Origin of the sequence: Tamlana crocina, from assembly GCA_040429635.1 — a bacterium.
Classification (GTDB): domain Bacteria; phylum Bacteroidota; class Bacteroidia; order Flavobacteriales; family Flavobacteriaceae; genus Flavisericum; species Flavisericum crocinum.
Map to the genome: position 1 here is coordinate 1869835 of CP158972.1, position 24043 is coordinate 1893877.

Annotated in this window: 16 protein-coding genes and 1 pseudogene; 12 read left to right on the forward strand and 5 right to left on the reverse strand. The window is 38.0% G+C overall.

Annotation, left to right across the window (positions count from 1 at the left end; genetic code table 11):
* The first annotated feature begins 11 nt into the window (after positions 1–11).
* The 5 genes from ABI125_08315 to ABI125_08335 all read left to right on the forward strand — a co-directional run bounded on the left by ABI125_08315 (position 12) and on the right by ABI125_08335 (position 6602).
* A complete protein-coding gene (locus tag ABI125_08315; protein ID XCF07853.1) occupies positions 12–446 on the forward strand; it encodes a hypothetical protein in 435 nt (144 codons plus the stop codon).
* Positions 447–528: 82 nt separating this feature from the next.
* Positions 529–1713, forward strand: coding sequence for a TolC family protein (locus tag ABI125_08320; GenBank protein XCF07854.1), 1185 nt, complete (start codon positions 529–531; stop codon positions 1711–1713).
* A 21-nt stretch (positions 1714–1734) separates the two neighbouring features.
* On the forward strand, positions 1735–1980 hold the full coding sequence (locus tag ABI125_08325) for a hypothetical protein (GenBank protein ID XCF07855.1): 246 nt from the start codon (positions 1735–1737) through the stop codon (positions 1978–1980).
* A gap of 11 nt (positions 1981–1991) precedes the next feature.
* Positions 1992–3497, forward strand: coding sequence for an efflux RND transporter periplasmic adaptor subunit (locus ABI125_08330; protein XCF07856.1), 1506 nt, complete (start codon positions 1992–1994; stop codon positions 3495–3497).
* Positions 3498–3509: 12 nt separating this feature from the next.
* The gene (locus tag ABI125_08335; GenBank protein XCF07857.1) at positions 3510–6602 is read left to right on the forward strand and encodes an efflux RND transporter permease subunit; all 3093 of its coding nucleotides are present in this window, start codon (positions 3510–3512) and stop codon (positions 6600–6602) included.
* Between the two features lie 109 nt (positions 6603–6711).
* Here ABI125_08335 and ABI125_08340 read toward each other — a convergent pair.
* Positions 6712–7906: pseudogene (locus ABI125_08340) on the reverse strand (IS256 family transposase).
* Between the two features lie 768 nt (positions 7907–8674).
* On the opposite strand from ABI125_08340, the gene ABI125_08345 reads away from it, so the two are divergent.
* Genes ABI125_08345 through ABI125_08355 form a run of 3 tightly spaced genes read left to right on the forward strand, consistent with a single transcriptional unit; the run spans position 8675 to position 10560 of the window.
* Complete coding sequence (locus ABI125_08345) at positions 8675–9067, forward strand: DoxX family protein (protein XCF04738.1); 393 nt, start codon at positions 8675–8677, stop codon at positions 9065–9067.
* A gap of 14 nt (positions 9068–9081) precedes the next feature.
* Complete coding sequence (locus ABI125_08350) at positions 9082–9507, forward strand: sulfur reduction protein DsrE (GenBank protein ID XCF04739.1); 426 nt, start codon at positions 9082–9084, stop codon at positions 9505–9507.
* A 6-nt stretch (positions 9508–9513) separates the two neighbouring features.
* On the forward strand, positions 9514–10560 hold the full coding sequence (locus ABI125_08355; GenBank protein XCF04740.1) for a TQO small subunit DoxD: 1047 nt from the start codon (positions 9514–9516) through the stop codon (positions 10558–10560).
* Between the two features lie 454 nt (positions 10561–11014).
* Here the strand turns inward: ABI125_08355 and ABI125_08360 are convergent, their stop codons facing one another.
* The 4 genes from ABI125_08360 to ABI125_08375 all read right to left on the reverse strand — a co-directional run bounded on the left by ABI125_08360 (position 11015) and on the right by ABI125_08375 (position 17362).
* Entirely contained in the window at positions 11015–12463 is a 1449-nt protein-coding gene (locus ABI125_08360; protein XCF04741.1) for a TolC family protein, read from the reverse strand.
* Positions 12456–15704 carry an efflux RND transporter permease subunit gene (locus tag ABI125_08365; GenBank protein ID XCF04742.1) on the reverse strand — a complete coding sequence of 1083 codons (3249 nt, stop codon included), beginning with the start codon at positions 15702–15704 and terminating at the stop codon, positions 12456–12458. Before ABI125_08365 ends, ABI125_08360 begins: the two co-directional genes overlap by 8 nt.
* Positions 15705–15728: 24 nt before the next feature.
* Positions 15729–16811: an efflux RND transporter periplasmic adaptor subunit gene (locus tag ABI125_08370; protein ID XCF04743.1), complete on the reverse strand. Its 1083-nt coding sequence runs from the start codon at positions 16809–16811 to the stop codon at positions 15729–15731.
* A 155-nt stretch (positions 16812–16966) separates the two neighbouring features.
* Positions 16967–17362 (reverse strand): hypothetical protein, encoded by a 396-nt coding sequence (locus ABI125_08375; protein XCF04744.1) that lies wholly within the window; start codon positions 17360–17362, stop codon positions 16967–16969.
* 293 nt (positions 17363–17655) lie between these two features.
* On the opposite strand from ABI125_08375, the gene ABI125_08380 reads away from it, so the two are divergent.
* The 4 genes from ABI125_08380 to ABI125_08395 all read left to right on the forward strand — a co-directional run bounded on the left by ABI125_08380 (position 17656) and on the right by ABI125_08395 (position 24038).
* A complete protein-coding gene (locus ABI125_08380) occupies positions 17656–17967 on the forward strand; it encodes a DUF6660 family protein (protein ID XCF04745.1) in 312 nt (103 codons plus the stop codon).
* 107 nt (positions 17968–18074) lie between these two features.
* Positions 18075–22409 (forward strand): CusA/CzcA family heavy metal efflux RND transporter, encoded by a 4335-nt coding sequence (locus tag ABI125_08385; protein ID XCF04746.1) that lies wholly within the window; start codon positions 18075–18077, stop codon positions 22407–22409.
* Between the two features lie 4 nt (positions 22410–22413).
* Positions 22414–23619, forward strand: coding sequence for an efflux RND transporter periplasmic adaptor subunit (locus ABI125_08390; protein XCF04747.1), 1206 nt, complete (start codon positions 22414–22416; stop codon positions 23617–23619).
* Positions 23620–23621: 2 nt separating this feature from the next.
* On the forward strand, positions 23622–24038 hold the full coding sequence (locus tag ABI125_08395) for a transcriptional repressor (GenBank protein XCF04748.1): 417 nt from the start codon (positions 23622–23624) through the stop codon (positions 24036–24038).
* The last annotated feature ends 5 nt before the right edge of the window (positions 24039–24043 follow it).

The window sequence follows — 24043 nt, forward strand, 5'->3', positions numbered from 1 at the left end:
ATTTGCTTCTGATGCAAAAACACAAAACCATAAAAGCACTTTTTTTCTTGGGTATATTCAGTATGTTACTGTTGCACCAAGTTGTGCCTCATTGGCATCACCAGCATCAAGAAGAGCATCATCACGATGTAGCACATAGTCATCACGACCACCATCATCATAAAACCCCACAAAAAGAAAACCCAAAAAAGGGCTTTTTGGATTGGTTTATAGAAATGCATACACATACCAGCACAACTTCGGATGTGTTGGTGTTAAAGCAAACTACGGTTAAAAAAATTACTGTTGAAAAAGAAGCAGTAGTAAATACCGTAAGTACAAATACTAATACTATTGTAGTTTACGAAGCCGATACCACAACCAAAAAATGGTATCAACCACCTGATAAACTTCAAAGTACATATCTTCCCAATATATCCCTTCGGGGACCACCAAGTTTAGGTTAATCAATAAATCAGGAGACACTTGTTTCAAACGCAGCAAATAGTCTCTGTTATCTCATTTTGATAAACCTAATACAAACATATTATGAACATAAAAACAGTGTACACCATAGGTGTATGCCTGTTCTTCGGAAACGTGTTTTCGCAATCGCAAACGGTTGACGACATACTGAACCAAATAGAACAAAACAATACAGAGCTTAAAGCCTATCAATCTTTTAGCGATGGGCAAAAGCTGCAAGATAAAAGTGGTAACAATTTACCCAATCCACAATTATCAGGCTACTATTTACCCTTTGGAGAACACCAAAGCGATGATTATACCGAATTTGAAATCACACAATCCTTTGAGTTTCCAACGGTATATGCAGCACGTAGCAAGTGGAACAGCCTTAAAGCCGAACAGCTACAAGCAAGCTTTACCAAAAAGCGTCAAGAAGTACTTTTACAGGCAAAACAGGGCTTGATTAACCTCTTTATACTTCAAATGCAAAAAAACATTGAAGTTGAAAGAAAACAACAAAGTCAAGAGGTATTTCAGCAAGTGCAAGAGCTTTTTAACAAAGAGCAAGTAGGCATTTTAGACCTCAACAAAGCCAAAGTCGCTTGGATGCAAGAACAGTTTGTGGTAGACCAATTAGAAACTGAAATCCAAAACCAAATAGCCATTTTACAAACTTTGAACGGTGGCGAAGCTATGGTATTGGATAATTTACAATTGGAAATACCATTTCAAATACAAACTTTGGAAGCCTTATGGACTGAAAAATTGGCAAAAGACTCAAAGTTATTGGAGTTAAAAGCCAATGAAGCCACTGCCTTACAAAATGTGCAATTAGAAAAGAATAAAGTGCTACCCAACCTCGCTTTAGGTTATAACTATCAAGGCGTTAATGGTAGTAATTATTCCGGAATCTATGGCGGACTTTCAATTCCTTTATGGAATAGTAAAAACAAAGTCAAAGCAGCACAAGCCCAATACGAATACCAACAATCCAGTACTGAAGTAGTACAACAACTGCTTTATGCACAAGTACAGCAGGAGTACAATCAGTATCAATTGTTATTCGACAAATACACCGAATATCAAAACATTATAGAAACTTTAAACAGCGAAGACTTACTCTTTAAAGCTTACAGCTTGGGAGAATATTCCTTTTTAGAATACTATATGGAAGTGCAATTTTATCGCGATGCTACCGATAAAATGCTACAAATGGAAAAACAATTACAGCTTTTACAAGCACAATTATTAATACATCAGTTATAACAATTTTAAAAATTTAGACAAATGAAGACAGTATCAAAAATTTTAATGGCATTAATGGTGACAGCAGCAATCAGCTTTACAGGATGCCGAGAAACAAAGAAAGAAGAAGCACACGACGATCACGGACATTCACACGATGAAGGTTCAGACCATACACACGAACACGAGGAAGTAAAACAAGAAGAGTTTACAGTAGGTCAGGATACCATTAAAGTAGAAAAAGAAACCCACACACACGATAACGGAGAAACGAACCACGACCACTAAAAATAGCAGTAATGAAAAAGTATTTTATAATTGTGCTTGCCTTAATGGCAATAGCTTGTAAACAAAATCACGAAGAAGATTACGCCCACAATCCTGATGGCAGTCACGTAGGCGATGAAATTCCTCGATTAGATTATACCATTTGGACAGATAAAACCGAGTTGTTTGTGGAATTTCCTGTTTTAATCGTTGGGCAACCCAGCAAATTTGCAGCCCATTTTACAGTGATGGACAAACACCAACCTGTTCGTGAAGGTTCAGTAACAGTAAGTTTGATAAAAGGAGATAAAGGACTTCGTGCAACTGCCGAAGCACTATCATCACCTGGTATTTTTTCGCCTATCATTCAACCGAATCAATCAGGCGTTCATCAATTGGTTTTCGACCTTTCTACACCGCAATACAAGGATAACATTATTATTGAAGATGTAATGGTGTATGCCAATTTGGATGAAGCCAAAAAAGCTGTGGGTGAAGCCGGTGAAGACGCTTCCATTTCATTTTTAAAGGAACAGGCTTGGCAAATAGATTTTCAAACAGCACCAGTCACGAATGGCGAAATTTTTGATGTTATCAAAACATCTGGTGTTTGGCAACCTGCACAGGGTTCTGTAAAAACAATGGTGGCAACAGCAAACGGTACAGTAAATTTTGCGACTACCAACCTTACCGAAGGTATGGAAGTCAAACAAGGGCAATTGCTGTTAAATGTGAGCAGTCAAGGATTAGCAACCAACAATTTAAGTGCAGAAGTTGCTAAAGCAAAAGCCAATTACGACCAAGCCACATCAGAGTACAACCGTAAGAAAGAACTTTATAATGACAAGATTATTCCTAAATCGGAGTTTGAAAAGGTTGAAAGCAATTATGCGATTGCCAAATCACAGTACCAATCCATCGCTTCGGGTGTTTCTGGTGGGAGCAAACAAATTCGCGCACCTTTCAATGGTTTTATTAGAACTGTTAATGTTTCAAACGGACAATATGCCTCACAAGGCGATATGTTGATTAGCGTGGCAACGGAAGAATCCAAAGTGTTGAAATCGCAAATAGCACCTACCTACGGGTTAACAATGCAAAACATCAAAGATGTATGGTATCAAACCGAAACAGGCAACTGGAAAAGCATTTCAGATGCTCAAGGTGAAATACTATCCATTTCAAAAGATGTAGAAAGAGATAGCCCACTCATTTCGGTATTCGCCAAAGTAAATGATATGATAAATGTTCCAGATGGTAGACTAACCCAAGTACAAATTGCTATGGGTAACGGTACACAAACCACAATTGTTCCAGAAGCAGCTTTATTGGAAGATTACGGCAACTATTCGGTAATGGTGCAACTCTCTGGTGAAAGTTTTGAAAGACGACCAATTACCATCGGTAAACGCAATGGCAAAAATGTTGAGGTTTTAAAAGGGTTGCAGGTTGGCGATGTGGTCGTTACAACAGGAGCATATCAGGTAAAAATGGCATCAATGTCAGGTTCTACACCTGCTCACGGACACGAACACTAAAACGCAAACAGTATGTTAACTAAAATATTAAATAGTTCACTGCACAACCGTTTGTTGGTACTTTTGGCTGCGGTGGTGTTGAGCGTTTTAGGTGTGTATTATGCCAAAACAATGAACGTAGATGTGTTTCCAGACCTAACTGCACCAACGGTAACGATTCTTACCGAAGCACACGGAATGGAATCGGAAGAAGTAGAAAAACTCGTTACCTACCAATTAGAAACTGCTTTAAACGGTTCGCCCAATGTAAGGCGTATTCGTTCGTCATCAGCGGCAGGTATTTCCATTGTTTGGGTGGAGTTTGAATGGGGTACAGATATTTACAAAGCGCGACAAATTGTAAGTGAGCGCATCCCAATGGTACGAGAAAATCTACCTGAAGGTATCGGAGCACCAACAATGGCACCTATTTCATCCATTATGGGCGAGATAATGCTTTTGGGTGTAACATCCGATAGTTTATCACCTATGGAATTGCGAACATTATCTGATTGGACCATAAGACCACGCATCAAAGCAATTGGCGGTATTGCCAATGTGGTAGTAATCGGTGGCGAATACAAGCAATACCAAGTATTTGCCAATCCTGAAAAAATGAAGCATTACAATGTGAGTTTATCGGAGTTGGTAGAACACGTTAAGGAAGCCAATGTTAATGCACCTGGTGGTGTCGTGAACCAATACGGCAATCAATACATCATCAAGGGAAGCGGTAGAGCTTATGCATTGGAAGATTTACAAGAAGCAGTCGTAAAACAAATCAACGGACAGACCATTAAAATTAAAGATGTCGCAACCGTTCAAATTGGAGCATCTGATAAAATTGGTGATGGCTCATTGAATGGAAAAGAATCGGTAATTCTCACCATTTCAAAACAACCTGATGTTAATACCTTAAAATTAACAGAACAGTTAGATGAAGCTATTGCCGATTTACAAAAAACCTTACCAAAAGGTGTAGACATCAAAAGCCAAATCTTTAGACAATCCGATTTTATAGAAGCATCTATAAGCAACCTGAATATGACGCTTTTAGAAGGCGCATTTTTTGTAGTGATTGTACTCTTTATTTTCCTAATGAACTGGCGTACAACAGTTATTTCGCTGTTGGCAATTCCAATTTCATTATTGGTGTCGATTATCATCTTAAAATTAATGGGATACACCATTAACACAATGAGTTTAGGTGGTATGGCTATTGCAATTGGTGCGTTGGTAGATGATGCTATTATTGATGTAGAAAACGTTTATAAACGTCTGCGTGAAAATAGCCGATTACCTAAATCGGAACAACAATCTATTATTACAGTGGTACGTGATGCTTCGGTAGAAATCCGTAGTTCCATTATCATTGCTACCTTAATCATAATTGTGTCATTTGTGCCTTTATTCTTTTTGAGCGGTATGGAAGGACGATTGTTACAACCACTTGGGATTGCGTTTGTAACATCAGTATTAACATCTTTGATTGTGGCAGTCACTGTAACACCTGTACTATGTTCCTATTTATTGAACAATGAAAAACTGCTCAACAAACAGGCAGAAGGCACTAAAGTAGAACAATGGTTGCAAAAACGGTATGCTTCAACATTAGATAAGGTGATTAAAATTCCTAAAACCGTAATTACGGTTACAGTGATTGCTTTTATATTGAGTATTGTTTTATCAACCCAATTAGGAAGAAGTTTTTTACCTGAATTTAATGAAGGTTCGTTGGTAATCAGTGTGGTAGGTCCACCGGGAATGTCGTTAGAAGAGAGCAACAAAACAGGAAAGCAAGTAGAAACCTTGTTATTGGAAATGCCCGAAGTAGAGGTTGTCACACGAAGAACAGGACGCGCAGAATTGGATGAACACGCACAAGGCGTTAATGCTGCCGAAATTGATGTTCCGTTTACTTTGGAAGATAAAACCAAAGAGGAATTTTTTGAGGAAGTCCGCACCAAGTTAAGCGTTGTACCAGGTGTAAATATCACCCTTGGACAACCTATTGCACACCGAATTGACCATATGTTATCGGGTACTCGTGCCAATATCGCAATCAAGATTTTTGGTTCAGATTTACAGCGTTTATTTGAATTGGGTAAACAAGTAGAGCAAAACATCAAATCCATTGATGGATTGGCAGACGTAGCGGTTGACCAACAAATTGAAGTGCCACAAATACGCATAAAACCAAAACGTCAAATTTTAGCAGCTTATGGTATGACCGTTGGCGATGTAATGGAACAGGTCGATATTGCTTTTGCAGGTGAGGAAGTAGGCGAAATCTACGAAGGTCAACAGTATTTTGATTTGGTAGTGCGTTATGAAAAACCGTTTCGTGATAACATCGAAAACTTCAAAAACACCTTGATTAGCTTACCAAATGGCGGACAAACGGTTTTAGGGGAATTAGCAACCATTGCGTCAGTAAGTAGTCCAAATTCTATTAGTCGTGAAGATGTACAACGTAAAATCGTCATTGCAGCCAATGTACAAGGCAGGGATTTACGAAGTGCCGTAAACGAGATTGAAGAGGTCGTAAACAACACCATCAATCTTCCTGAAGGCTATCGTGTACAATATGGCGGACAGTTTGAAAGCGAATCTAAAGCCTCTCAACTGTTATTGATAACAGCTATTTTAGCCATTGGTATCATATTTTTGTTATTGTATTATGAGTTTAAAAATACCAAACTGGCGTTTGTAGTATTGATTAACTTACCATTAGCATTGATTGGTGGTATTCTCATTGTGTATTTTACATCAGGAATTGTAAGTATTGCAGCAACCATTGGGTTTATCAGCTTATTTGGTATTGCTACCAGAAATGGTATTCTCTTGGTATCACGATACGAAGATTTACGACAAGAAGGTAAAATAGGAATAGACCTCATTAAAGCAGGCGCGTTGGATAGATTAAACCCTATTTTAATGACTGCCTTTACTACAGGATTGGCATTAATTCCATTAGCCTTAAAAGGCGGACAACCTGGTAGTGAAATACAAAGCCCAATGGCGGTGGTTATTTTAGGCGGTCTATTAACTGCAACATTTTTAAATTTAATTGTGATTCCTTGTGTGTATGAGCTGGTAACATCCAAAACTCAAAATCTGCAATAAAGATTTCAAGGAATTTAAGGATTTAAGGAAACCTCTCTTTAAGGGAGGTTTTTTTTATCCGACACTATCCCGAAAAGTGTGTAAGTTATAAATCGAGGGTTTGGCTTAATTAAAGCCGGACCCTTTTTTCAAATATAGTCAAAAACTGGTTTAAAATAATGCCCCAGTTCCTAATGGGCATCGACCATTTCTTGGTAGCCTCTCTAATGGCTAAAAAAGTGGATTTCATAACAGCTTCATCTGTTGGGAATGAGAGTTTGTTTTTAGTGTATTTTCTGATTTTTCCATTAAGGTTTTCAATAAGGTTCGTAGTGTAAATGATTTTTCTGATTTCTAAAGGGAATTCATAGAAAGCTGTAAGTTCTTCCCAGTTGTCCCTCCAGCTTTTAATAGCGTAAGAGTACTTGTGTTCCCATTTCTGGGCAAAGTCCTCCAGAGCGGCTTTTGCTGCGCTTTTGGTAGGTGCATCATAGATGCTTTTCATATCCTTTGTAAACTCCTTCTTGTCCTTCCAAACCACATAGCGACAAGCATTTCTAATTTGATGCACCACACAGATTTGGGTCTTGGATTCAGGAAAAACGTTTTTAATGGTGTCGGTAAAACCGTTAAGATTATCTGTGGCCGTGATAAGCAAATCCTGAACGCCTCTGGCTTTCATATCGGTTAGTACACTCATCCAAAAGGTGCCGATTCATTCTTACCCAGCCAAAGCCCTAGGACTTCCTTTTTACCGTCTCTACGTAGTCCTACGGCAATGTACATGGTTTTGTTAATGACTTTGGAGTTCTCCCGAACCTTAAATACAATGCCATCCATCCAAGTAATTAAATATACGGGCTCCAATGGCCTGTTCTGCCAGGCAACAATATCATTGGTAACTTTATCCGTGATGCGGGATATGGTGGATGGGATACATCAAAATCGTAGACTTCACGGATCTGTTCTTCGATATCGGAATTACTCATGCCCTTAGCATAAAGGCTGATAATCACATTTTCTATGCCATCGACCATGTTGGTGCGTTTAGGGACGAGCATGGGGTTAAAAGAGGCTTCTCGGTCTCTGGGAACTTTAATATTGGTCTCGCCCAATGCCGTTTTTATCTTTTTGGAAGCGTAACCGTTACGGGTATTGCTGTTATCGGATTGTTGGTGCCTTTCATAATCCAGATGCGCATCAAGCTCGCCTTCAAGCATCTTTTCAATGCCCCGCTTTTGGATGGATTTTAGAAAGGAGGTTAGTTCGTCTCCTGTTTTGAACTGTTTTAAAAAGTCGTCGTTTAGAAAATCTTCTTTCTTCATAAGTGTATAAAATTTAAAATTAAACAAAAAAATATCGAGAGCTGTTAACCCTCGATATTTAAACTTTACACACTTAGTGAGATACTACCTTTTATCCTCAAATCCTTAATGTTCTTATTACCTATTTTATAAATGTCTTTTTTGTATTGCTTTTAATTTCTTGTTCTTAAATTTCTCAATTATTGACAAGTCAAGTTTAGAATTATAAAATTCGGAGAATACATTAGGATTCTAAGCAAGAAAAACAATTTATAGTTAAATTTTATTAAGAAAAAAATAACATAATTCTTGAAAAAATGTATCTATTTTTGCAAATAGTGAAAGAGAAGAGTAAAATACATAAAATGAATTTAATCTTGTCCATATTTGGGCTTGTTTTGCTACTACTACTTTCGCCTTGTAAGGTTAGGAATTTTATTCAAGATGAATTAGGGATTCCTCAAACCAAAGTCTTAAACAAGAGTCAGTCTACAATTTCAGAATCAAATTGCCAGACTTTTGAGTTTTCTGAAACTATTCAGACTATCACAAAGCCAATTGTTCTGCAACCGAACTTTCTAATTTCGGAAGCTTCTCATTTTGATTTTACTACCTATTTACTTAGGAATGCTTTCAATCTTAATACATCAAGAAACCAACAGGTTGCTGATGTTCCTCTCTATATTTTATATCAGAACCTCAAGGTCTATTCGTAATTGCTTTTCTAAATAAGAAAACATAAAGCAGTTGTTATTACTGCTATATAGCAATCAATTACAAATATATTAAATGAAATTTCAAGAAAAAACACTTGAAGTTAGCTACAAATCTGTGGTTATACTTCGCATTATGCTTAGCCTAATTTTTATAATAGCAAGCACTAATCATTTTTTTAATACCGAAAAAACGGTGAGCAGAATAGAAAACTCCTCAATGGGTTTTATTGGAAACATTCTAGGAACACCAGAAATAGCTGTGATTCTCTCAGGAATTGTAATGCTAATTGCAGGCATTTCATTACTTCTTGGCTTTAAAACGAAAATGGTCTCAATAGTATTAATAGCCGTTTTAATTCCTATTACGCTAACAGTACAGGTTGGGCAAATGACAACTATAGGTCCACTTTTTAAGAATGTAGCCATACTTGGTGGGCTTCTTTTTTTTAGTATTAATTCAAATTAAAAAATTCAAAAACAATGAAAAATTCAATCCTATTTATAACAACAATATTCCTTTTACTATTCGGAACCTCTCAATTACAGGCACAAAATATTAACCTTAAAAAGAATAATTATTTAGTGCTTTCAAAAAACATACAACAACTCAAACCTGTTTTATTAACGGCCAATGAATTGGCAAAGGAAGACGGGGAAAAATATGGAGCGTTTTATGTAATTATTTGCGGTAAAACAGTGAAAGACATTTCAAACAATCCAGATTTTAATGCACTGCTGGAAAAGGCAAAAGCCCAAAAGGTAAACGTTTTTGTATGCGGTATTTCACTTTCAAAATTTAATATTAATCCTGAAACATTACCTAGTAGTAATCTTGAAATAACTCCTAATGGTATTTTATATGGCTTTCAACTTACTAAGAAAGGTTTTATCACACTTACCATCTAATAAATTATGAAAACAGTAAACATAAAAAATGATGCAGGACTTTTAACTCTGGCATTAAGATTAGTAGTAGGTTGGACGTATTTTTCGGCATTTTGGAGAAGAACCGTATTAGTCGACAAATTAGATCCAGAAGTAACAGGATATATTGGCGAAAAGTTTAACGCTTTTTTACCGAATGCTTTAGGTATAAAACCTATTATCCAATACTTGGTGGAGAACCCAGATGTGCTTTGGGTAAATATGGTAATATTTACCATTGTTGAAGGTATTGTAGGGTTATTTATATTATTTGGGTTATTCACTCGATTTATGAGTATTGGCGTATTTAGTTTAGCTATGGGCATCCTTCTTGCTTCGGGCTGGATAGGTACAACATGCTTAGATGAATGGCAGATTGGTGTGTTAGGAATAGCTACAGGTTTTGTTTTATTTTTAACTGGCAGTGGAAAATACTCTCTGGACAGTTATCTTATAAAAAACAATTTTGCTTTTACCAAAAAGAAATGGTTTAGTTGGTTCGGTTCAGGAATTTTACCGATTAAAGAGCGTATTTTTCCTAAAGTCGTATTAATAGGTTCACTATTTATTTTTGGAATGACCTTAATGACTAATCAAGTATTTCATGGCGGACTTTGGGGAACGCTTCATAATAAATCAGTAAAACCAAAACTTGAAATAACTAATGGTGAAATTCAAAATAACACCCTTAGTTTTGATGTCTTTAGGACCGAAGGAGTAGATGTTTATGGTTCTTGGGTTATTGGAATTGAATTATATGACAATAAAAACAACACAATAATAGAGTATACCCAAGAAGATTTAGCAACTTTGAATAAAATGAGGATATCAAACCATTATGTAGCTAAAATTAAGCCAGGCAAACATAGTTTAATTGTACCATTAGGGGCAAAAGCAAAACTAAATTTAGAAAAGGAATCTTTAAGTAGTTTGCCAAAAGGAACATATACTCTAAAGATCACAGATATCAGTGGAGCTAATTGGGAGCATCAAATTGAAAAAATAGCAAAAGCCAATATAATAAGTAGAGGGTGAGGGGGGCAAAGGCTTTTTTAAAATTTAATCCATATTATAAACCAAAAAGTTTGTGCATATTTCCAGTGTCTCTCATTTACAAACCCGTTAAAATAATTAGTTAGGAATATAGTTGGCTACTATGGGTAAAATCTAACATGGAAAAATCCAAAGCGTAGTCTATCGTAATTAAATGGTTTTATTACGGAAACACTTAAACCTAATAGGTTTGGTTTGGTGATATTCAGAACTCTAAAAACCAGTAGCAACAATTAAAAAAACGCACCTAAAATATAGGTGCGTTTTTTATGAAGAAATCCCTATGAAGATTTTTAGCTTTTATAAACGGGTTATGTAACAATCTTATTGTAAATATGATTTCATAATATTTCAAATAAGGTTTTATTAAAAACAAGTTATAACTAAAATTACAATGAGAATTTTTAATAAAATAGGTTTCCTAAGTTGATTTATATTATTTCCAGCCGCCACCTAAAGCTTGGTACAGTTTTAGGTTGGCCAGAAGCTGGTCTCTTTTGGTTTCGATAATTTCAATTTTGGAATCCAGTGCCTCACGCTGTGTCAACAACACTTCGGTGTATTCGGCACGGGCCGATTTAAATAATTTTATCGATAGCTCAATAGATTCGGTTAAAGCTTCAACTTGGTCTTCCTTCAATTTATAACTTTGGTTGAGTTTTTCAACATTCAACACTTGGTTGACTACTTCGATATAAGCATTTAAAATAGATTTTTCGTATTCAAAAATAGCTTGTAACTGCTTGTCGGTCGCATTTTTATATTCCACTTTTATGGCGTTTCTATTGATTAAAGGCGCCACCAAATCGCCTGCCAACGAGTAAGCCAAAGATTGTGGCGTGTGCGTTAAAAATTTGGTTTGAAATGCCTCTAGCCCAATTCCTGCCTTAATGCCAATGGACGGGAAAAAATTAGCTTTCGTGGCCTTTACGCTAAGTTTCGCTGCCGAGAGCTCTAATTCTGCTTTCTTAATATCGGGCCGGTTTTGCAGCAACTGCGAAGGAATGCCGGCATCGAGAGATTTTATTGAAAGCTCCGTAAAACCTTGCGAACTTCGTTTTACGTGCTGCGGAAACCTACCCACCAAAAAGTTGATGGCATTTTCGGTTTCGACAATACGTTGTTCGATGTTGTATTTGTTGCTCTGGTTTTTTAAAACTTCGGCCTCAAAACGCCTTACGGCCAATTGTGTGGCTCTTGCTGCTTGTTTTTGAAGTTTCACCATTTTAAGGGCGTTTTGTTGAATGGCTAGGTTTTGTTTGATGATGTCCAGTTGATTATCCAAAGCCATAAGTTCATAATATGCACTAGCAATTTCTGAAACCAATTGGGTAACCATAAAATTTTTGCCCTCAACGGAAGCTAAATATTCCAAAACGGCAGCCTTTTTTTCATTGCGCATTTTTTTCCAAATATCGAGTTCCCATGACGCCTTCAAACCTGCTGAAAAATTAGATAGCGGCTCGGGGAAAGCTTTACCTTCCTCAATATCCAGATTTTTTTCAACGACACCGTTTCGGGTGTACTCGCCTACCTTTTCAGTGTCGGCACCTGCCGAAACACCAACAAACGGCAGGTATTCCCCTTTTTTAGCCTGTATTTCGTTTTTGGCCATATCGATGCTTTGCAGCATAATATTCAACTCTTGGTTGTTGGACAAAGCCGTATCTATTAACGTTTGCAAATTAGGATCCGAAAAAAAAACCTTCCAATTAACGTTGGCCGTGTTGGATGTGTCCGTTATTTGATTTTGGAACGTCTCTGGTACAGCGAGGTTCGCTTCTCTTACGGTTTTGGTGGGCACACAGGCATACATAAAAAGTATGATGAGTGTGCCGCTCCAAAAAGGGGTAAGGCATTTCAATGATTTTTTAGATCTATTCATTGTTTCTTTTTTTAGTGAGTTTTTTCAATAGTTTGGTAAGCTTGCCAATGCTTGCCGTATTGATTTTTGTTTGGTTTTCGGCTTCGCTATTTCGAATGAATTCTTCTGAAAGTGGTTCGCTGGATTCGTCCTTAATCAAACTTCTGCCTTCCGAAAGTTTAGCAAAAACAAAATACAGCCCTGGGATTAACAACACCCCGAATAGAGTACCAATAAGCATACCGCCCATCGCAGACCCGCCAATGGTTCTGTTTCCAATGGCACCGGCACCAGTGGCTATAACGAGGGGAATCAACCCAGCGATAAAGGCAAATGAAGTCATTAAAACAGGCCTGAATCTGGCTTTGGCACCTTCAATGGCTGCTTCTAAAACTGTAGCGCCCTGCTGGTGTTTCTGTACCGCATATTCAACAATTAATACGGCGTTTTTGCCTAAAAGGCCAACCAACATGATTACCCCTATTTGGGCATAAACATCGTTGGCCAGCCCCATCATTTTTAAAAAGAGGAATGAGCCGAAAACCCCAACGGGCAAAGATAAAATAACGGTAAGGGGCAAAATGAAACTTTCGTATTGGGCAGCCAAAACAAAATACACAAAAACGAGTACCACAATAAAAATGTACAGTGATTCGTTGCCTCTTCTGGCTTCGTCAAAAGAAAGGCCTTCCCAAGCTATATCGTAACCTCTGGGCAATTTTTGCGCTGCCACTTCTTTAATGGCTTGTATGGCATCGCCACTGGTGAAACCCGCAGCGGGCAACCCTCTAATGGCAGCAGAATTATATAAATTGTATCGTGTAATTTCATTTGGGCCAAGTTTCTTTTCGATGGACATAAATGCCGAATAAGGCACCATTTCGCCTTCTTCGTTCTTTACAAATAATTTTTCCAAATCAGTTGGGATTCGTCTATAGGAAGGCGCCGCTTGTGTATAAACCTTAAAAAACCTTCCGAAGCGGATAAATCCTTGTTCGTAGGTGCTGCCTATTAAGATATTTAGGTTTTCCATAGCCTTGGCAATGGTTACCCCTTTTTGCATGGCTATTTTGTTATTGATTTTTAGCTCGTATTGTGGGTATTGCGCTGAGAAAAACGTGAACAAACCAGACAGTTCCTTGCGCTGTGACAAGGCATCCATAAAATCGGAATTGATTTTTTCAAACTTGTGATAGTCCGTTGAATTGGTTTTGTCCAATAAACGCAATGCGAATCCGCCGGAAGAACCAAACCCGGGAACGGCTGGTGGCTCGAAATATTCAATTATAGCACCGAGGTCTTTGGTTTCCTCTTCCAATTCTTCCATAATCTCGTGAACCGAATGATGGCGTTCAGACCATGGTTTTAGGTTAATGAGGCAGGTCCCTGCGTTTGAGCCCCGGCCTTCGGTCATGATTTCGTAACCGGCCAAAGAAGAAACAGACTCAACGCCTTCGGTTACCTCACAGATGGCTTGCAGTTTTCTGGCGACTTCGTTGGTACGCTCTAAGGTGGCACCTGGAGGGGTTTGAATAATGGCGTAAATCATACCTTGGTCTTCATTGGGAATAAACCCCGATGGAAGCACTTTGTTGGTGATAAAAATACCAGTACAGAACGCAATTAGCAGTCCAAAGGTTAAAACCCTTCTGGCTACAATTTTATTCAAAACCTTAACATACTTTCCGGTTAATTTTTCAAATCCGCCGTTAAACCAGTCAATGAATTTATCAATTGGAGTTTTTCGTTTTTTGCCGTTGTTGTGCTTCAAAATCATGGCACAAAGCACTGGGGTGAGGGTTAAGGCGACCAATGCCGAAATGACAATAGCACCAGCCATAGTTATGGAAAACTGTCTGTAAAACACGCCAACGGGGCCTGTCATGAACGAAATGGGTATAAATACCGAAACCATAACCAATGTAATGGCGATAATGGCACCACCAATTTCGCCCACCACAGCATACGAGGCTTTGTAGGGGGTTAAGTGTTCTTCTTCCATTTTTACATGTACGGCCTCAACCACTACAATGGCATCATCGACCACAATACCAATGGCCAAAACCAATGCGAAAAGGGTTATCAAGTTTATGGACAGCCCAAAGATTTGCATGACGAAAAAGGCGCCAACCAATGATACGGGCACAGCGATAATGGGGATTAACGTAGAGCGCCAATCGCCCAAAAATAAAAATACCACAATGGCTACAAGGATAAAGGCATCCCGTAAGGTGTGCAACACTTGTTCTATGGAAGCATCAAGAAAATTGGATACATCATAACTGATCTGAAAATCGACGTTAGGCGGCAGTTCCTGTTCCAGTTCGGCCAACTTTTCCTTTACGGCATCGATGACATCGCTACCATTACTGCCAAATGTTTGTTTTAAAACGATGGATGCCGACGGTTTTCCGTCTAAATTCGAATAAATATCGAAAAATTCACTGCCCAGTTTTACATCGGCAATATCGGCCAGTTTGATGATTTCGCCTTCTTTGTTGGCCCGAATAATGATTTCCTTGTATTGGTCGGGTTCGTTGTACCGGTTTTGGTAGGTCAGTACATATTCCAAAGATTGGGAGGTAATCCCCGAGCTCCTTCCCAATCGGCCGGGGCGCGCTAAAATACTTTGCTCTTCCATGGCTTCGAGCACCTCTTCGGCTGAAATATTATAAGCACGCATACGGTCTGGTTTCAGCCAAACCCGCATGGCATATTTGCGGCTACCCAATATTTGGGCACTGGCAATACCGTTTATACGTTGAATTTCGGGAATGATTTTGGTGTAGGCATAGTTGTAAAGAAACTTTTCGTCGTTATTCTTGTCGGTACTCGACAGGTTAACGTACATGAGCATACTGGGTTGGATTGGTGTAATGATAACGCCTTCGCGTTGCACCAGTTCGGGCAGTAAGGGCATCACTTGGTCCACACGGGTTTTTACCCTCACTACGGCTTGGTTGGGGTCGGTACCCGGCTCGAAAATAACACGTACGGTGGCTTCGCCGGCACTGGTGGCATCAGAAGCGATATAGCGCATGCCTTGCACACCGTTTATGGCGGTTTCCAAAGGAATTAAAGTAGAATTCACCAATACTTCGGCACTGGAGCCAGGATAGGCAATAAAAATATTTACAGTAGTAGGCGCAATTTGTGGAAACTGCGAAATGGGTAGTTGTTTTATGGATAGCCCCCCGACAAATAGGATAATGACCGAAATGACAATGGCCAGAACGGGGCGTTTTATAAATTTTTTAAACATGTCTTTTGTAGATTAAATTCTTGATTATTCAGCGTAAAGGTCTAACTCAGACAGTACTTTGTTGGGCTCTAAAAACTTGGTGTGTATGGTTTCGTTGTTACGAACTACCCTAATGCCTTCCAATAAAATGGTATCGTTTTCGGTAAGTCCGTCGTTTACAATAAACAGGTGTGGCAGTTCGGCGCCCACGGTAATTTCGCGTTGGGTAACTTTGCCTTCTTTACTGATTACATACACATAGGTTTTGTCTAATATCTCAAAAGTGGCTTTTTGCGGGATGATGGTTGCATTTTTATAAGGGACTTTCATCAGTACGCTTCCGGTTTCGCCATGTCTTAAAATGCCATCGGGGTTTGGAAAAGTGGCCCTAAAGGCAATGTTGCCCGTTTCGTGGTTGAATTCACCTTCAATGGTTTCAACAATACCTTTCTGCTTAAACAACTTGTTGTTGGCCATGAGTAGTTCCACTCCTTTTTTGTTACCTTTCTCTGCACTGGTTATGTAATCTAAATATTCGGCTTCAGGCACGTTAAAATACACCCACATTTTACTGTTGTCGGATAGCGTGGTGAGCAGCTCACCCTCGTCCAAAAGGCTGCCCTCACGCACATGGAGGTGGTCCATAATGCCATCAAAAGGTGCTTTTATTTTGGTAAAGCCCAAATGGGTTTCGGCCAGTGTTACTTCGGCTTTTGCCTTTGCATAATTCGCTTTTGCCAGTGCAAGTTCGTTTTCTGAAACCACGTTGCCATCGGCCAATAATTGGGTGTTTTTATATTCTATTTCGGCAGCCATGGCTTCGGCTTTGGCACGTTCCAGTTCGGCTTCGTAGACATTGGGCATAATCTGGAACATGGCCTGTCCCTTTTTTACGTGCTGGCCTTCATCGACCGAAATGTGGTTTAAATATCCTTTTTCCAAAGCCCTGATTTCAATGTGCCTGAACGAGTGGATTTGGCTCACATAGTCTTTGGTAATGGCTGTGTCCTTTTTTATGGGGTTAGTCACTAAAAATTCGATATGTTCTTTTTTTTCTGCTTTTTCGGAATGACAGCTTGTGAAAAGTATAAACACAATGACGCTCATGAAAATGAATGATTTTTTCATCTGTTCGTTTTTTATAAAAAAAATCTTGGGGAAGTGAATTTATAGCAGGACGCCGCCCCAAAAACGCACGTCGGGCTAAATCAATGGATTAAAATAAGTATGAAAAACTATTGTGGTTTTTCAAAAGCCGTAAAAGGCTTAAAGGGAAGTGGTTTTCAAATTCGAAACACCTGGATCCTGACATGGAGCTTTGTGGCCGACTTATCGTAATAGATGTCGTGGCGCCGTAAATCTTTTTGTAGTTGAAAAGATAGATTGCTAAAAAGCGCTGCATTGTAACGAGCAGGTGCTAACCTATCAATAAAGACTTTGTTTTTTGTGGAAGATTCTTCGTTTTCAGTATCCTCTACTTCGGTAAATGTTAAATCTATGCCATGGCTACTGCCGTGATGGTTGGTATGAAAATAAGGGTGTTTTACATCATGGCTGTTTTCGGCATGATAGGCTTCACCAAAGGATAAATCATTTACTGAATTTGCGTATAGACCAAAGACACCTACTATTAAAAGGAGGTTTAATAAATAGAGGTATTTAATTAAGATTTTGCCCATACAGCGCGCAAAATTATAGCAATGCGTTTACTTAAACAAAAAATATTTGGGATTAAATGGTTAATTGGAGGAAAATCCGTGCAAAAGTAAAAACTTAGTATTGTTCAACAACTTTAATAAGTAAATTTGTCAGACCTCTATATAATTCTGTATCGTTCCATGTTGTAAAGTATCATTTCTTTTTTAAAAGGTATTTTAAACACTGTTTGATTGATTTTTGAGAACTATCCTTAAAATTAGTATGAGTTAAAAATGCACACCCATTGCATTAAATATTTAATATATTTGTCTCAATGAAAGTTTTAGCACTCATATTATCTATTTATATCTTTGCGCTCAATTTAGTGCCTTGTGAAGATAATGGTATCCCTGATAATGAGGTTAAAACTGAAATTTCTCAAGCGTTAGACAACGACCATCAACATCAAGGAGCGGATTTGTGCTCACCATTTTGTCAGTGCCATTGTTGCCATATTCATGTGGCACAATTCAATGTTTTGGATTATAGTTTATCTAACATTGTAGTACAAACACAAGTATTCAACCATTTTGAAGGACTTGAAAAAGACTTTAATACTACACTTTTACAACCTCCACAAGTTTAATTCAGTTTTTATAGGATAGTTATATCCTTTTAAGACCGCTATGGTCAATTTTACTCGATGACTTCCCAAGTTCTATCGAAATGTTCAACTGAATTAAATCATGTATTATGATTAATAAAATCATTGATTTTTCAATCAATAATAAATTCATTATTGGTTTGCTAACGCTTACCATTATTGGAGCAGGTATCTGGAGTATGACCCAAGTACCCATAGATGCCGTTCCGGATATTACCAACAACCAAGTTCAGGTAATAACACAATCCCCAAATTTAGGTACAGAAGATATTGAGCAAATAGTTACCTATCCTGTTGAGGTGGCAATGAGCAATTTGCCCAATGTGGAAGAAATTCGCTCAATTTCACGCTTTGGTCTGTCAGTTGTCACCATTGTATTTGATGATGATATGGGAACCTATCTTCCGAGACAATTGGTAGCAGAAAAACTCAACGAAGTAAATGAACAAATTCCTGCGGGTTTTGGAGAACCTACAATGGGGCCTATATCCACAGGTCTGGGAGAGATATACCAATACACATTAAAAGTAAGACCAGAATATCAAGACAACTATTCCATTTCAGATGTGCGCACCATGCAAGACTGGATTGTACAACGCCAAATGGCAATGGTTCCTGGTGTTGTCGAGGTCAACGCTATTGGAGGTAAAATAAAACAATATGAAGTTGCTGTAGACCCTAATGAGCTTAAATCTATTGGGATTACCATTACAGATGTATTTGAAGCCCTCGAAGCCAATAACCAAAATACGGGAGGTGCTTATATCGAAAAAAACCATCAGGCTAATTTTATACGCGGGGAAGGATTGGCAAGAAGTTTAGACGATATTAAAAAAATTACGGTTAAAACCATTAATAATGTGCCTATTACCATTGGTGATATAGCAACAGTTCAATTTGGTTCTGCCATTCGTTACGGAGCATTAACTCAAGACGGCGAAGGAGAAGTTGTCGGTGGCTTGGTAATGATGCTTAAAGGTGCAAATTCAAATGATGTGATTGCCAATGTTAAAGAGCGTATGGTTCAAATACAAAAATCCCTGCCAGAAGGCGTTGTTATTGAACCACTTTTAGACAGAAGTAAGTTAATTGGAGAAACGACATCAACGGTTGCAACAAACCTTATTGAAGGGGCTTTAATCGTTATTTTCGTCCTCATTTTCTTGTTGGGTAATTGGCGAGGTGGTTTAATTGTAGCATCAACTATTCCACTATCGTTACTGTTTGCATTTATTTTAATGAATGTATTCAACGTATGGGCAAACCTGATGAGTTTAGGAGCTATAGACTTCGGTATTATTGTAGATGGTGCAGTGATTATTGTAGAGTCTACTGTATTCATTATCGCTTCCCAAGTACTTAAAAAGAAAAAAATAACAGCCAAAGAGCGTGATGAGGTTGCTGCATCGGCTTCCAAAAAAATGATGAATGCAGCGTTCTTTGGTCAGCTAATTATTCTTATCGTATTTCTTCCCATTTTAGCCTTACAAGGCATTGAAGGTAAAATGTTCAAGCCAATGGCATTGACCTTTATTTTTGCTATGTTGGGAGCTATGGTGTTGTGCCTTACCTATGTCCCAATGATGTCTGCTTTAGTATTGAGACCGCCAAAAAACAACAAATTATCTTATGGAGATAAGTTTGTGCGTTGGGTTGAAGACAGGTACAAGCCTTTACTGGAAAAAGCACTTTTAAAAGGAAAATGGATTGTAGGGATTGCAGTGGCACTATTTGCCGTAACAGTCTTTATGTTTACCCGAATGGGTGGTGAATTTATTCCACAGCTTGATGAAGGCGACATTGCGTTCCACGCCATATTAAAACCTGGTAGCTCACTTACCGAAACTATTGAGACCACAACAAAAATTGAGCAAATAGTAAAAACCAAATTTCCCGAAGTCGAAAAAATTGTGAGCCGTATTGGTGTAGCCGAAATTCCTACAGACCCAATGCCTATGGATATTGCCGATGTATTCGTCATACTGAAGCCAAAAAGCGAATGGACTACGGTAGAGACAAAACACGAGCTTATTGAAGCCATGAAAGAAGCTGTAGAGATCATTCCTGGCGTAAATTATGAATTTACCCAACCTATAGAAATGCGTTTTAACGAGTTGTTGGAAGGCGTTCGTGAAGATATTGCTATTAAACTATATGGTGAAGATATTGATATCTTATCGCAAAAGGCCGAAGAAATTACCAAAATAATTGCAGGTACTGAGGGTATTGGCGATATGAAAGCCGAAGCTACCACAGGGTTGCCCCAAATGACTATAACCTACAGTAGAGATAAGTTGGCTCAATATGGACTGCAAATCAACACACTTAACAAAATGGTGCAATCGGCATTTGCCGGAGGAAATGCAGGCGTTATTTTTGAAGGCGAAAAGCGGTTTGATTTGGTAGTTCGTTTAAATCAACAAAACCGAAAAGACATATCCGATATTCAAAATCTATTCGTCAATTTGCCTTCTGGAACACAAATCCCACTTCGTGAAGTAGCTGAGATATCTTATAAAGCGGGACCTATGCAAATAAGTAGGGACAATACCAACAGAAGAACCTATGTAGGTATCAATGTAAGAGGACGTGATGTAAAATCGTTGGTAGAAGAAATTAAATCAAAATTAGATGCACAACTGGAATTGCCCTCTGGCTATTTTGTCCGCTATGGCGGTGCTTTTGAAAATTTGGAACGAGCCAGTAACCGCTTGCAAACCGTAGTACCTATTGCCTTACTACTTATTTTCGTACTGATATACTTTGCTTTAAAATCAGTACCACAAACCTTAATGATATACATTGCTATTCCAATGGCTACCATTGGCGGTGTGGTGGCCTTGTGGCTACGGGATATGCCCTTTAGTATTTCGGCAGGTGTTGGTTTTATTGTATTGTTTGGGGTTGCCGTGTTAAACGGATTGGTAATGATAAGCGGCTTAAATGAATTGAAAGACGAGGGTATCACCAATTTAAAAGATAGAATTTTGGAAGGTACAAAACGAAGAATACGTCCCATTATGCTCACTGCATTTACAGATGTATTGGGCTTTTTACCAATGGCTGTTTCAGCATCGGCAGGTGCAGAAGTACAGCGTCCGTTGGCAACCGTTGTTATTGGTGGTTTATTGACTTCTACATTACTAACCTTATTTGTATTGCCCATTTTATACCATTGGGTTGAGAATAAAACTTTTAGGTTTAAAACAAACAAAAAATTAGTGAGTGCAACCGCAGTACTGGTTTTAATGTTGGTGTTTTCAACTCGAAGTAATGCACAACAAATCACGGAGCCCTTGCCTAAAATTTCGTTGAACGAGGCTGTTGCCTTATCTAAAAAGAACTATCCACTATTGAAGCAAAAACAATTGGAAGCTACCAAACAAGAAAACCTAAAATCTACGGCATACGATTTTGGTTTTACTCAAATCTTTACTGGTGGTGAAGAAATCAAAGATGGAACAGGAATCTACACAACGGTCGGTGTTGGTCAATCAAACATTGATGTGTTTGGAATCGGAGCAAAACAAAAACTGCTACAACAACGCATTGAGTTGTCACAAAAAATAGTACAATTATCTGAATTGGAGATAGAACTGGAAGTAAAAAAAGCGTGGGCAAAATGTTATGAGTCTATGATAAGCTTTCAGTTGTACGAAGAACTTGATTCCATTTATGGAAATTTTGAACAAGCAGTTGCACTTAACTTTGAAGTGGAAGCCATTTCTAAATTGGAATATTCAGCGGCAAAAAACCAAATGTTTCAAATACAGAATAAAAAAGCACAGGCTTATAGGGATTACCTCATTGCTATCCAACAGTTGAATCTTTGGTTGTTTGAGGATGGTATTTATACGGTAACCAATAAATTGGAGGACATATTAACTGTAGAAAGTGGTAGCTTATCAATAAATGAACATCCAATGGTTACTGTTTCAGAAAATCAATTGAATGTCGCCGAAGCAGAATTGAGAGCGGCAAAAGCCGATAATTTACCAAAATTGAACCTTCAAGGTGGTTTACAAAAAGTTAATGGTAATTCAGGTTTTTATACCTATCAAGCAGGAATTTCCATTCCGTTTTTATCAGGTTCAAACAAGGCCCGAATTAAATCGGCAAAAATTGACTATGCTATTGCCGAAAGTAATTTGCTATTCAAAAAACAAGAATTACAATCTCAATATGCACAAGCAAAAGAAGATTATTTAAAGTGGAAAACGTCTTGGGTGTTTTACGAAACACAAGTGTTACCGTTAACCAAAGACCAGAAATCAGGAGCGTTGTTGGCGTACAAAGAAGGCGAAATTGATTATACCACATTTACTCAATTGGTAAAAGAAGCGGTGCAGTCAGAACTGGAAGCCCAAAACGCTTTAATCAATTATTTAGAAAGTGCATTTCAATTACAATATTTCAATCAATAACATTATGAAAAAAACAGCATATAAATACATCGCAGTCATTTTTGCAGCACTTTTTACGGTGTCTTGTGGCAATAAAAAAGACCATTCAGAAAATGATGGACATTCACATAATAAAACTGAACAAACCAGTGATAATGAAGAACATCACGAAGAAGGCGAAGTAACACTTAATCAACAACAGTTTGAAGCCTTAAAAATGAAAATAGATACGTTGGGCTTACGCAATATGGGTGGTTATATAGAGGCAAACGGCACATTGGAAGTGCCTCCCCAAAACGAAGCTGCTATTACTTCTGTAATAGGTGCAAATGTAATATCCATAAAAGTAATTGAAGGTGATAAAGTTGAAAAAGGTCAGGTGGTAGCTTATTTGTCGCATCCTAACATCATTGCCATACAAACAGATTACCTAAACGCTTATAGCAATAGTGAACTTTTAAAGAAAAATTACCAACGTCAAAAGAAATTATATGATGCAGGTGTAGGTTCTGGTGCCAATTTCCAAAAAGCAGAAGCAGAATACAAAGGCTCAACGGCATTAGTAAATGGTTTGGCAGCTCAATTGAGTATTTTGAATATTAATACAGCATCGGTGCGCAATGCTTCAATTGCTCAACAAATTCCGTTACGAAGTCCCATTGAAGGTTTTGTGCAGAAAGTCGAGGTTAAAACAGGGCAGTATATAGAACCACAAACAGAATTGTTCGAGATTGTCAATACACACCACGTTCACGCCGATTTAATGGTGTTCGAAAAAGATGTATATAAAGTAAAACAAGGCCAAAAGGTAACTTTTAGTGTTCAATCCATACCAGATTCCGAACTTACGGCTGAAATTTACTCGGTAAGCAAAACCTTTGAAGACAACCCCAAAGCAGTTCACGTACACGCCGAAATTGAAAATAAATCAGAAAACCTCATTCCTGGTATGTATATTCAAGGAAGAATACAAACCGATAGTGCATTAACAAAAGCATTGCCCGAAACTGCCATTGTAAAAGATAACGATAGATTTTTTGTTTTTACGGTAAAAATAGAAGGAGAAAATTGGACTTTTAAACCTATAGAAGTGTTTACTGGGCAAAAAGATGGTGATTGGATAGCAGTCACTTTTTCGGAAGAAATACCCGCTAATACCGAGTTTGCTTACAATAATGCATATTACCTTATAGCAGAAATGAAAAAAGGAGAAGCAGAACATTCACATTAAATATGGAAACAATAGAAAAGCTATTAGAATCAAAAAATATTCGTGTTACGGCAATGCGTTTACTCATATATAAGTTTCTTGCTGAAAAAGAAGTAGCAGTTACATTGAGCGATATTGAAAATGCTTTTGAAAAGGCAGATAGAACAACGCTTTACAGAACAATAAAGACCTTTGAGGAAAATGATATTGTACATCAAATAGACGATGGTACAGGCATCACCAAATATGCGTTGTGCGAGCAAGGTTGCAGTTGTGATATTAAAACCGATTTGCATTTACACTTTCATTGTACTAATTGTGGAGACACGGTTTGCTTAACAGACCATAAAATACCACAAATAAAGGTTCCAGAAGGTTTTGTTTCCGAAAATGTAAACTTGGTGATAAAAGGTATTTGCGATAAGTGTAGTGGGCAATAATGCAC

Bases quoted from the DNA above. Each gene is read 5' to 3' on its own strand.
- ABI125_08315 (XCF07853.1), top strand. From the start codon at position 12: ATGCAAAAACACAAAACCATAAAAGCACTTTTTTTCTTGGGTATATTC.
- ABI125_08320 (XCF07854.1), top strand. From the start codon at position 529: ATGAACATAAAAACAGTGTACACCATAGGTGTATGCCTGTTCTTCGGA.
- ABI125_08325 (XCF07855.1), top strand. From the start codon at position 1,735: ATGAAGACAGTATCAAAAATTTTAATGGCATTAATGGTGACAGCAGCA.
- ABI125_08330 (XCF07856.1), top strand. From the start codon at position 1,992: ATGAAAAAGTATTTTATAATTGTGCTTGCCTTAATGGCAATAGCTTGT.
- ABI125_08335 (XCF07857.1), top strand. From the start codon at position 3,510: ATGTTAACTAAAATATTAAATAGTTCACTGCACAACCGTTTGTTGGTA.
- ABI125_08345 (XCF04738.1), top strand. From the start codon at position 8,675: ATGAAATTTCAAGAAAAAACACTTGAAGTTAGCTACAAATCTGTGGTT.
- ABI125_08350 (XCF04739.1), top strand. From the start codon at position 9,082: ATGAAAAATTCAATCCTATTTATAACAACAATATTCCTTTTACTATTC.
- ABI125_08355 (XCF04740.1), top strand. From the start codon at position 9,514: ATGAAAACAGTAAACATAAAAAATGATGCAGGACTTTTAACTCTGGCA.
- ABI125_08360 (XCF04741.1), bottom strand. From the start codon at position 12,463: ATGAATAGATCTAAAAAATCATTGAAATGCCTTACCCCTTTTTGGAGC.
- ABI125_08365 (XCF04742.1), bottom strand. From the start codon at position 15,704: ATGTTTAAAAAATTTATAAAACGCCCCGTTCTGGCCATTGTCATTTCG.
- ABI125_08370 (XCF04743.1), bottom strand. From the start codon at position 16,811: ATGAAAAAATCATTCATTTTCATGAGCGTCATTGTGTTTATACTTTTC.
- ABI125_08375 (XCF04744.1), bottom strand. From the start codon at position 17,362: ATGGGCAAAATCTTAATTAAATACCTCTATTTATTAAACCTCCTTTTA.
- ABI125_08380 (XCF04745.1), top strand. From the start codon at position 17,656: ATGAAAGTTTTAGCACTCATATTATCTATTTATATCTTTGCGCTCAAT.
- ABI125_08385 (XCF04746.1), top strand. From the start codon at position 18,075: ATGATTAATAAAATCATTGATTTTTCAATCAATAATAAATTCATTATT.
- ABI125_08390 (XCF04747.1), top strand. From the start codon at position 22,414: ATGAAAAAAACAGCATATAAATACATCGCAGTCATTTTTGCAGCACTT.
- ABI125_08395 (XCF04748.1), top strand. From the start codon at position 23,622: ATGGAAACAATAGAAAAGCTATTAGAATCAAAAAATATTCGTGTTACG.